The sequence below is a fragment of the Aeromonas sp. 159 genome (genome assembly GCF_963862045.1).
In the GTDB taxonomy this organism is placed as follows: Bacteria; Pseudomonadota; Gammaproteobacteria; order Enterobacterales; family Aeromonadaceae; genus Aeromonas; species Aeromonas veronii.
On record NZ_CAWLMI010000088.1, the window covers coordinates 1 to 9,669 of the forward strand.

At 58.7% G+C, this 9,669-nt stretch carries 9 protein-coding genes and 1 pseudogene; 5 read left to right on the forward strand and 5 right to left on the reverse strand.

Annotation, left to right across the window (positions count from 1 at the left end; genetic code table 11):
- From AACR14_RS14865 to AACR14_RS14875, 3 genes and pseudogenes are all read right to left on the reverse strand, one after another.
- A pseudogene (locus AACR14_RS14865) lies at nucleotides 1-86 on the reverse strand (DoxX family protein); the annotation flags it as partial.
- A 39-nt stretch (nucleotides 87-125) separates the two neighbouring features.
- Nucleotides 126-812, reverse strand: coding sequence for a pirin family protein (locus tag AACR14_RS14870; protein ID WP_019446733.1), 687 nt, complete (start codon nucleotides 810-812; stop codon nucleotides 126-128).
- 30 nt (nucleotides 813-842) lie between these two features.
- Nucleotides 843-1,175, reverse strand: a complete 333-nt coding sequence (locus AACR14_RS14875; RefSeq protein WP_019446734.1) for a hypothetical protein — start codon at nucleotides 1,173-1,175, stop codon at nucleotides 843-845.
- A gap of 258 nt (nucleotides 1,176-1,433) precedes the next feature.
- Between AACR14_RS14875 and AACR14_RS14880 the strand changes: the two genes are divergently transcribed.
- Both AACR14_RS14880 and AACR14_RS14885 read left to right on the forward strand, forming a co-directional pair.
- Nucleotides 1,434-2,348, forward strand: a complete 915-nt coding sequence (locus AACR14_RS14880) for a LysR family transcriptional regulator (protein ID WP_019446735.1) — start codon at nucleotides 1,434-1,436, stop codon at nucleotides 2,346-2,348.
- Between the two features lie 99 nt (nucleotides 2,349-2,447).
- The gene (locus AACR14_RS14885) at nucleotides 2,448-2,867 is read left to right on the forward strand and encodes a hypothetical protein (RefSeq protein WP_019446736.1); all 420 of its coding nucleotides are present in this window, start codon (nucleotides 2,448-2,450) and stop codon (nucleotides 2,865-2,867) included.
- Nucleotides 2,868-3,057: 190 nt separating this feature from the next.
- Here the strand turns inward: AACR14_RS14885 and AACR14_RS14890 are convergent, their stop codons facing one another.
- The gene (locus tag AACR14_RS14890) at nucleotides 3,058-3,408 is read right to left on the reverse strand and encodes a hypothetical protein (RefSeq protein WP_019446737.1); all 351 of its coding nucleotides are present in this window, start codon (nucleotides 3,406-3,408) and stop codon (nucleotides 3,058-3,060) included.
- A 199-nt stretch (nucleotides 3,409-3,607) separates the two neighbouring features.
- Between AACR14_RS14890 and AACR14_RS14895 the strand changes: the two genes are divergently transcribed.
- The 3 genes from AACR14_RS14895 (at nucleotide 3,608) to AACR14_RS14905 (ending at nucleotide 7,254) form a co-directional block, all read left to right on the forward strand.
- Nucleotides 3,608-4,330 (forward strand): response regulator, encoded by a 723-nt coding sequence (locus tag AACR14_RS14895; RefSeq protein ID WP_005336534.1) that lies wholly within the window; start codon nucleotides 3,608-3,610, stop codon nucleotides 4,328-4,330.
- 33 nt (nucleotides 4,331-4,363) lie between these two features.
- Nucleotides 4,364-5,725, forward strand: a complete 1,362-nt coding sequence (locus tag AACR14_RS14900; protein ID WP_019446738.1) for an ATP-binding protein — start codon at nucleotides 4,364-4,366, stop codon at nucleotides 5,723-5,725.
- 140 nt (nucleotides 5,726-5,865) lie between these two features.
- A complete protein-coding gene (locus tag AACR14_RS14905) occupies nucleotides 5,866-7,254 on the forward strand; it encodes a transporter substrate-binding domain-containing diguanylate cyclase (protein WP_019446739.1) in 1,389 nt (462 codons plus the stop codon).
- Between the two features lie 67 nt (nucleotides 7,255-7,321).
- On the opposite strand, the gene AACR14_RS14910 is transcribed toward AACR14_RS14905, so the two are convergent.
- Nucleotides 7,322-9,274: a ligand-gated channel protein gene (locus tag AACR14_RS14910; protein ID WP_019446740.1), complete on the reverse strand. Its 1,953-nt coding sequence runs from the start codon at nucleotides 9,272-9,274 to the stop codon at nucleotides 7,322-7,324.
- Nucleotides 9,275-9,669: the final 395 nt, after the last annotated feature.

The window sequence follows — 9,669 nt, forward strand, 5'->3', positions numbered from 1 at the left end:
CCGATCTTGCTCCAGCCCGCCATTACGAACATCAGCGCCAGCAGTACACGACCCGCCAGCAGCGCTACATCTTTCATCTTGTCCATTTCATATTCCTCGTTTGTGTCACATCACCGCTGACTGCTTCAGGGTAGGTCAAATAACAGGGCTTGGCTGGCACTGGTCGCAACCAGCTCCCACCGGTATTCATCACGACTGAGTACCCCGTCGCCGAGTCGGGCAGCCAGACCATTAGCGGTCAACTCCCCTGAAATCATCTGCAGGTAACCGTGTCGGCCAGCCAGTGCCCATTCGAGCGTCTCGCCCGGGGCCAGTTCCAGCCGCCATACGCGGGCCTGTTGGCGGATCCTGAATGATCCTGCCTCGCCATCCGGTGACGCCACCAGCGTCAAGCCCGATCTGGACTCGATCTTCTTCTGCTGATATCCGGGTGGCGTGCCGAACTCGTTCGGCTCGATCCAGATCTGCAACAGGGAGAGAGGATCCGTCTGCGAGGGGTTGTACTCGCTGTGGCGGATCCCGCTGCCTGCACTCATCAGCTGGAAATCCCCTGCCGGGATCTGCTCGGCATGGCCGAGGCTGTCCTTGTGCTCTATGGTGCCTTGCAGCACGCAGGTGAGGATCTCCATATTGGCGTGAGGGTGGGTGGCGAATCCGCCACCCGGCGCAACCAGATCCTGATTGATCACCCGCAGTACCGAGTGTCCCATCCACTCCGGGTCATAGTAGTGACCGAAGGAGAAACTGTGGCGCGCGTCCAGCCAGCCAAAGTTGGCCTTGCCCCGCGCTTCTGCGGCTCTCAATTGCATCATGGTCTGCTCCTCATCTAACCGGGGTTCGACTTAGCGTTGGTTGCCACCACCGATGCCGAACGGAATACGGTATTCGCTGCTCTGGCCAGCCAGGCTGACGGTCAGGTTGCCCTGGGTACGGCTCGGGATCCGCACCTGCTGGGTGCCAGTCAAGTTGGCGTGGACTGATGCCAGCAGATCACCAGACTCATCACGCACTTCCAGCATCGGATTGGCTTTGCCATCCATTGCGGCAGTGGCGTTCCAGTTCACAAACAGCACGCCGGGCATGGCATTGAAGTCAGCCGGTACGGAAGCTTGGGCGAAACCAGTGGTCATCAGGCCTGCAACGGCCAGCATCTTGATTACGTTTTTCATGTTCATTCACTCTCTTGTTTTATATGTCATTGCCAAGGCCTTTTCGGCCAGAATCAATGCATCCATGCAAGAGGTTATTCAAATAGTGTGTTGTTCTTTCACCGACATCAGACAGACCGATTTGGTGTGTCACAGTGCGGAACTACCCGCATATTTGGCCGCTCGACGTTCCTGCCTAAGCGTTGATTGAATATTAAAGTGACATGACCTAACTTGTTAGCGAGATAAACTGGCAAACATATTCAAAAAAATTGAAGGTGAGGAATGGCCAAGGAATCGAACAAGGAGCGGGCGCTGACCCTGGAGGCAATCCGGGTGCTGGATGCCATCGACCGCCGCGGTAGCTTTGCGGCGGCGGCCGACGAGCTGGGCAAGGTGCCCTCGGCATTGAGCTATACGGTGCAGAAGCTGGAAGACGAACTGGATGCCATGCTGTTTGACCGCAGCGGCCACCGCACCAAGTTCACCCCGGCGGGACGCATGCTGCTGGAGCGCGGCCGGGTGCTGCTGGAGGCAGCCGAGCATCTGGTAGGCGAGACCCGGGCGCTGGCCCGTGGCTGGGAGACCGACATCACAGTCGCCGTCGATGCACTTGTCCCGGTGCAGGCCCTCTACCCCTTGGTGGAGAAACTGGCCGAGCAGACCGATACCCGACTGCGGCTGCGGGCCGAGGTGCTGGCGGGTAGCTGGGAGTGTCTGGAAGATGGTCGCGCCGACCTGCTTATCTCCTCCATCAACCCGGACATCATGATGACCGGCATCAAGCATCAGGTGATCAAGGACGAGGTGATGCTCTACGTCGCCCATCCCGATCATCCGCTGCATCAGGAACCCGAACCCTTGGCCGACGAGACCCTGCGCCGCTACCGCGCCATCGCGGTGGCCGACACAGCCCTGCGCAAACCGGTTCTCACCTACCGCCTGCTGGACAAGCAGCCGCGCCTCACTGTCAGCACCATGACGGAGAAACGGGATGCCCTGCTGGCAGGGATCGGGGTCGGCACCATGCCACAGAGCTGGATTGAGGAGGACATCCGGGCCGGACGGCTCAAGGTGATCAGCCCCGAATATCGCCATCAGTTGCAAGTAGTGCTGGCCTGGCGGCGAGACACCATGGGCAAGGCCAAAAGCTGGCTGGTGCGGGAGATACCAAAACTGTTTGCAGCTGGTGAGAAATGAGATCCAGTTAACAGAAATGTTAATTGCATGCCTCACTTGACGCCCAATATCTTTGCTGATTTCATAGCCGCCTCATTGAACCCATGGAAGCTGTAGAAAATGAAAAAGAGTTTGCTGGTTGCCCTCACCACCCTGCCCCTGTTTGCCAATGCCGGCCTGATGGATTCGCTGACCGACAGCGTCACCAGCAGCGTCAAGGATGCGGCCAGCACTGCCGTATCCGGTGCCATGGACAGTGCATCCAACGAAGCCATCAAAAAGGCTCTGGATATCAAGGAAGGCGGCTCCAACAAGCAGGCAGTCAAAGAGAAGCTGGGCGCTCCTGCCACCACCAAGACTGAATCCGGTCTGGAAGTGTGGACCTATGATCTGGATGCCCTGAAGAAGGCTTCTCCGCTGCTGGCAGAGACAACCACAACCCTGCTGAAAGATACCGACGCCGCCAAGAAAAACGTGGTCATCAAGTTCGAAGGCGAAACCGTCAAGAAAGTAGAGCTGACCGACAAGGCTCAGGGCTAAGTTCGCTCGTCCGGTGAAGTGGGTTGCACACCCGCACCGGCACAGATAGCAAGAGGGGGAGCATCAGGCTCCCCCTCTTTTTATTGGTAATCGCCTGCGTTCAACCAAGCTCTGCAGCTCAACGCAATAAACGCAGTAAGCGCAAAAAGGGTGGCCTCGGCCACCCTTGGGTTGATAACAGCAGGCGCTGTTACTGGTTCGCTTCGGCGAACTGCTTCATCGCTTCTGCGTGCTTGGTCATGCCGGCGGCACGCTCGTTGAGCTTCTTGATGAACTCCGCCTTCTTGGCCGGATCTTCAATGCGGTCATAACGTTGCTGCAGGTTGGCCTGAATCTGCTCCGGGGTCATGCTCTGCATGCGGGCCATCTTGTCGTGGCGGCCACCGTGGTGTTTGCCACCCATCATGCCACCACCGTCCATCGGGCAATCCACCATGGCACCGGGCTGGCCAGTGGGGGCTGCTTCACTGGCTGCATAGGCGCCCAGCGGCAAGCCAAGGATCAGGGTGGCGGTCAGCAGGGTTTTGGTCAGCTTTTTCATGGTCTATCTCCTGTAGGGATGATTCTGGTTCGGCGCTCTTGCCTTGCCCCCAAGTAAACACCCTGTCGGTGTCTGAACTTTGCCAGCATCGCCCTTTTTTGTAGCAGAGTGTGGCATCGTGCGGATCTGGCACACTTTGACACAAACCGTGCAGCGTATTTTCGTATACTCGTGCCAACGCCAAGCAGGGGAGGTATTCATGAACCAGGGCAACACCCACATTCTGGTGGTCGACGATCACAGCGAGATCCGCGATCTCTTGAAACGCTTTCTGGAACAGCACGGCCTGCGAGTCAGCTGTGCCCGAGATGGCAAGGAGATGAAGCGGCTGCTGGAGGAGCGGGAGTTCGACCTGCTGGTGCTGGATCTGATGATGCCGGGTGAAGATGGCCTGACCCTCTGCCGCGAGCTGCGGGTCAAATCGAACCTGCCCATCATCATGCTCACTGCCATGGGGGAAGAGACCGACCGCATCATCGGATTGGAGATGGGGGCCGACGACTATCTGGCCAAGCCTTTCAATCCGCGCGAGCTGCTGGCGCGGATCAAGGCGGTGATGCGCCGCACCCAGGCAGAGACCCAACCCGCCGCCGAGACCCTGACTCGGGATCTGCGCTTCGATCGCTGGCTGCTCGACGTCAATCGCCGGGAGCTGGTCGATGAGGATGGAGTGGGCCTCAGCCTCTCCACCGCCGAGTTCGATCTTCTCAAGGTGTTTCTGGAACGCCCGCAGCGGGTGCTGAGCCGGGATCAACTGCTGGATCTGGCCCGTGGCCGCGAGGCGGTAGCCTTTGATCGCGCCATCGATACCCTGGTGAGCCGCCTGCGCCGCAAGCTGGAGCGGGATCCCAAGAATCCGGAGCTGATCAAAACCATCTGGGGTGGCGGCTATATGTTCTCCGCCGACGTGACGCAGGTTTAAGCAGTGGGCACCTTGCGACGACTGTGGGCACGGATGTGGCCCAAGGGGCTGACCGGCCAGATCATTCTGGTGGCGCTGGCGGGCTTGATCCTGATCCAGCTGCTCAGCATCCAGATCTACCGCACGGATCGGGAGGAGGCGCTCGGCTTCGTCAACAGCCGCAACGCCATGCAGCGGATCATCTCTGTGGTCAGGCTGCTCTCCCTCTCCCCCCCGTCCCTCTATGACGAGATCCTCAAGGCGAGCCGCAGCGAGACTCTGCTGCTGCGCCTCTCCGACGAACCGCTGCAACCGGATAACCGCAGCCCCCGCTTCGAGCAGCTGGTGCGCTCGCGCCTCAACTACCCCCTCGGCCTCACGGTCGAGATCAGCGCCGAGCTGAAAGAGGATAACCAGCGCAGCAAAGCGTGGGAGCATCACGCCCGCATGATGCGGGATCGCAAGGGGCCGCCCCCGCCGCGGGATATGCGGCTCTACGGCTCCATCGAACTGCCTCAGGGGGGCTGGCTGCAGTTCAGCTCGCTGGTCGACAAGGAGGCGGGTAGCTGGTCGTGGCAGACCACCCTCAACCTGATGCTGGTCGCCAGTCTGGTGATCGGGCTGATGGTGCTGCTGTTTCGTCGTGCCACCCGCCCGCTCAAGCAGCTGGCAGGCAATGCGGAGCGGCTCGGGCGAGGCGAGGATATCGAGCCCTTGAAAGAGGAGGGGCCGACCGAGATTCGCGAATCGATTCAGGCCTTCAACCGGATGCACACCCGGCTCGACCGCTTCGTGCAGGACAGAACCCGGATGCTGGCGGCCATCTCCCACGATCTGCGCACCCCCATCACCAGCCTGCGGCTGCGCACCGAGTTTCTGGCCGATGGCGAGGACAAGGAGCGCATCCAGCAGACCCTGCAACAGATGGAGCAGATGCTGGCCGCGACCCTCAGCTTTGCTCGCGAGGAGGGGCAGCAGGAGGCCACCCGCGAGCTGGATCTGGTCAGCCTGCTGGTCAGCCTGTGCGATGACTACGCCGATACCGGCCAGCCGGTCACCTGTCTGGCGGAGGGCAAAGAGGTCTACGCCTGCCGGGCCAACACCCTGCGCCGGGTGCTGCAGAATCTGATCGGCAACGCCATCAAATATGCCGGCAGCGCCGAAGTGTCGCTGGAGCGGCGCAAGGAGGAGCTGTTGATCCGGGTCTGCGATAACGGGCCGGGGATCGATCCGGCGCGGCTCGATGATGTGTTCAAGCCGTTCGTGCGACTCGATGAAGCGCGCAACACCGAGTCCGGCAGTGTCGGGTTGGGCCTCTCCATCGCCCGCACTCTGGTGCATCAGCACGGCGGCGAGCTGACCCTGCTCAATCGGCCACAAGGGGGACTGGAGGCGCGGATCAGCCTGCCGCTGTAAGTAGTTACTCTATCCGCCAGCCTTGTCATGGCGCCATTTGTATCATGCAAACTTCATCATTTGAGCGCTTGTTCTTCGATCAGAAAGACGGTGATAATCGGTGACCACGGGACGGTATACGGCAACGGATTGGAGCAAGGATGGCCTCTTCCAGGACAGGAGTCATAGTCAGTATCGGGTGGGGGCTCCTGCTGCTCGCCCTTGCCCTGCCTGCCTGGGCCAAAGCCCCGGAAGAACCGATCATCATTACCAACTCCAAAGCCTGGCAGCCCTTCTCCTATATCAATGAGTCGGGCCAGCCGGATGGCCTGCTGATCGATTTGTGGCGTGAATATGCCCGGGTGACCGGCCAGAAGATCGAGTTCAGGCTGGTCGACTGGCAGGGCTCCCTCGACCTGCTCCATAAGGGGAAAGCGGATGTTCACGCCGGACTGCTCTGGTCACCGGAGCGGGACAAACTGTTCGACTATGGCCGGCCTCTCGCCCAGCTCGACTCCCAGCTCTTCTTCTCGAGCGAATTGCGCGGCACCGATGTCCACTACTACCTGCTCCATGAAACGGTCGGAGTGGTAGCCGGTGGCTACGAGGAGTATTACGCCAGACGCTACTTCCCCGGCACCAGACTGCAGACCTTCGACGACAATGACACCCTGCTGGCGGCGGCCTTTCGGGGCGACATAAAGGCCTTTATCGCCGATCTGCAGGTCGCCAACTTCTACATCTATACCTCGGACGATCCCACCCGCTTTATTCCGGTTCGCCACCTCTATACCGACCAGATCCGCTTTGCTGTAAAACAGGGCGACCTTGCTCTGTTAAACCGGCTGGAAGAGGGCTTCGCCAAGCTCAAAGAGAGCGATCGGGAGCGGATCATCCGCAAATGGATGCATGTCGAAACCGTCTACCCCATCCATCTCGGTCCCTGGCTACTGCTGGCCGGTGCATTGATCATGGTGGCCTACATAGTGCAATTGCGCCGCGCCGTTGCAAGCCGTACCACCGAGTTAAGCCGCGCCAACGCCAGACTGGAGAAGCAGGCCAGTACCGACCCGCTGACCGGCCTGCTCAACCGACGGGCATTCATGCCTGCCATGGAGCAGCGGCTGGCAAGCGGGGAGCCCTGTGCCCTGTTGCTGTTCGATGTGGATCACTTCAAGGAGACCAATGACCGCTTTGGTCATGGCATCGGGGATCTGTTGCTGGAAAAGCTGGCCACGACTGTGACCAACCTGTTGCCCGAAGAGGCTCTGCTGGCCCGCATCGGCGGCGAGGAGTTTTGCCTGCTGCTGCCGCTGGCCACGCTGGCAGAGACAGAGCAATGGGCCGAGCGTATCTGCCTGGAGAGCAGCCGGCAAACCCTGCACACCAGCAGCGGCGAGGTGACCCTCTCCATCAGCACCGGGGCAGTCTGGGTAGCCGCAGAGAGAGAGGCTGATGCCGACCAACTACTACGGCAGGCTGATGCCCTCATGTATCAGGCCAAGGGACTGGGGCGCAATACCTGGCAAGCCGCCTCCTATCAGGCATAGCCCCCTGACGGACGCGCAATAAAAACGGCCACCATCGGAAGATGGCGGCCGCATGACAGGTTCCCTATCAGAAGTTGTAGGTCACGCCCAGGTTGTAGCGGCGACCATCCAGTACAGTGCCATAGCTGCTGTAATCCACCGTCTTGTCGAACATGTTGTAGACCCCGGCGGTCAGATCCAGATGCTTGTTGGCCTTGTAGACCAGGCCCATGTCAAAGAAGGTGTAGGAAGGAGTCCCCTCCGCCATCTTGACCCGGCTCAGGTACTCGGAGGTCTCGCCACGGAAGTTTACCCGTGACCAGAGGCTGAGATCCTCGGTGGTTTGCCAGTCAACACTGCCGTTGAACATGTGACGGGGCATCTGGTTGAGGGCATGACCCGCCAGTGGACCACTCTTCTGCTCGGACTGGGTAAAGGTGTAGCTGGAGCTAACCGACCAATCCTCGTTGATGGCCCAATCCATCATCCCCTCGACCCCGCGCATGTTCGCCTTGTCGACGTTGACCCGATCACTGATGAAGTCATAACTGTACCCATTGAGGGTACAGGCGGGATCACTCTTGCTGGTGCAGCGACGCACTTCGGAGATCTTGTTCTTGAAGTCGGTGTTGAACAGGGTAACACCGGCGTTGAAGCCCTGATGACCGTTCCACAGCAGGCCGATCTCTTCACTCACGCTGGTCTCGGGTTTGAGATCAGGGTTACCGACCAGCATGCCATCCAGGCTGCCACCACCGGTGACCTGGCCCCAGTTGGCCGCCGACATCCGCAAGTCAGGGGAGCGGTAACCGGTTGATACGCCCCCTTTCAGAGTCCAACTGTCATCCAGATGCCAGACGCCGTAGAGACGCGGGCTCCAGTGAGAACCGTAATTCTGATCCCGATCCATGCGTGCGCCCCCTGTCAGGGCAAAGCTGTCAGTAAGTGACCACTCATCCTCGACAAACATCGCCCAACTCCAGCGGGTCAGCTGCTCGGCAGGGTTGGCTACTTTCAGGTTATTGCCCTGGTCGTGCAGATCCTCATAGCGATACTGACCACCGACACTCAGGTAGTGATCCCCCAGAATAAACTGGGTATGGGTATCGGCGATGGTGTTGGTAAGCTCCATCTTGCGAGCGGGGTTGCTGTTGGTCTCCTGCTGCAGATAGCTGCTGGAAGAGCCGAAATCATACTGGCCATCATGAGTCAGCGCATAGTTGGTGCGCTCATAGCGATAAAGGTTATCTTTCGCCTTGGCAGCCAGTGAATTGCCGGCCGTGCGATTCCGATCCTGTAGGCTGCGACTGGCTTCCAGATCGAAGCGGTTATGGTCATCAGGCTTGAAACTAAGCACCACCGTGCCACTGCGAGTCTCTTGCTCGGCAAAACCCTGGGTAAACTTATCCTCGCCACGATGGGCCAGCTGACCATTGAAGCGCAGCCCCAACACGCCATCGATCAGTGAACCTGCGGTATAGGCATCGGTCTGGAAGCTGTTGCCGGCATCTTTGTTCTCCTGGAAGGTCGAATCAGCGTGTACCGAACCCTGCCAGGCCAGACCGGTAGTCTTGCGGGTAATCACGTTAATCACGCCGCCCATGGCATCTGAACCATAACGGGATGACATGGGCCCGCGGACGACCTCAATCCGCTCGATTGCCTGTAGCGGCGGTAACCAACCCTGCTCGATACCGGGTCCATCACTATTGGGGCGGGTACCACGGCTATCCACCTTTTTACCATCAACCAGCATCAGGGTGTATTTCGAGCCCATACCGCGAATGCTGATATCACTGCTGCTGCCACCACCGGTCACTACCACACCGGGAACATCCTTCAGTGCGTCGGTCACATCGCGATAGGCGCGCTTCTCCAGCTGCTCGCGAGTAATGACAGAGATAGAAGCTGCGGAATCCTCGATTTTTTGCTGAAAACCCGAGGCGGTGACAACCATCACTTCCTGTTCGGAAGCTACGGCGTGAATAGAAAGAAGAGAACCGATCAGCAAGGCAAGCTTGCTTGGTTGTATTGTTGTCATGATTTGGCCTGAACGTTTCAAGTAGGAAAGTGGCGTATTCCCTTACTTCACTCGTTACAAGACCCGGCCTCCTGCCGGGGACGGCGATTAATAAATGCTCATTTGAAACGCAACTTATTAATCGGTCTGGATTGTAACGACCAGGGCAAGATCAATCAAACAATAATCATTATCATTTAAGTAATTATAGTTAAATCCGCTTGAACGCGAAGCATGAGGCAGATGCTATATAACATCATGATTTGTAATGATAAGTTTACTTATAGAAGGGATTGGCAGGAGCAGGCTGCAAACCAGTGCTGATAACAATAAACCAGACACCAGGATTTCAGGCAATAAAAAACCCCGCTCGATGAGCGGGGTTTCTTGTATTGGTGCCTGGCAGTGTCCTACTC

What these genes read in the sequence shown, in the direction of transcription:
- AACR14_RS14870 (WP_019446733.1), bottom strand. Translation starts at nt 812, where the DNA reads ATGATGCAATTGAGAGCCGCAGAAGCGCGGGGCAAGGCCAACTTTGGC.
- AACR14_RS14875 (WP_019446734.1), bottom strand. Translation starts at nt 1,175, where the DNA reads ATGAACATGAAAAACGTAATCAAGATGCTGGCCGTTGCAGGCCTGATG.
- AACR14_RS14880 (WP_019446735.1), top strand. Translation starts at nt 1,434, where the DNA reads ATGGCCAAGGAATCGAACAAGGAGCGGGCGCTGACCCTGGAGGCAATC.
- AACR14_RS14885 (WP_019446736.1), top strand. Translation starts at nt 2,448, where the DNA reads ATGAAAAAGAGTTTGCTGGTTGCCCTCACCACCCTGCCCCTGTTTGCC.
- AACR14_RS14890 (WP_019446737.1), bottom strand. Translation starts at nt 3,408, where the DNA reads ATGAAAAAGCTGACCAAAACCCTGCTGACCGCCACCCTGATCCTTGGC.
- AACR14_RS14895 (WP_005336534.1), top strand. Translation starts at nt 3,608, where the DNA reads ATGAACCAGGGCAACACCCACATTCTGGTGGTCGACGATCACAGCGAG.
- AACR14_RS14900 (WP_019446738.1), top strand. Translation starts at nt 4,364, where the DNA reads ATGTGGCCCAAGGGGCTGACCGGCCAGATCATTCTGGTGGCGCTGGCG.
- AACR14_RS14905 (WP_019446739.1), top strand. Translation starts at nt 5,866, where the DNA reads ATGGCCTCTTCCAGGACAGGAGTCATAGTCAGTATCGGGTGGGGGCTC.
- AACR14_RS14910 (WP_019446740.1), bottom strand. Translation starts at nt 9,274, where the DNA reads ATGACAACAATACAACCAAGCAAGCTTGCCTTGCTGATCGGTTCTCTT.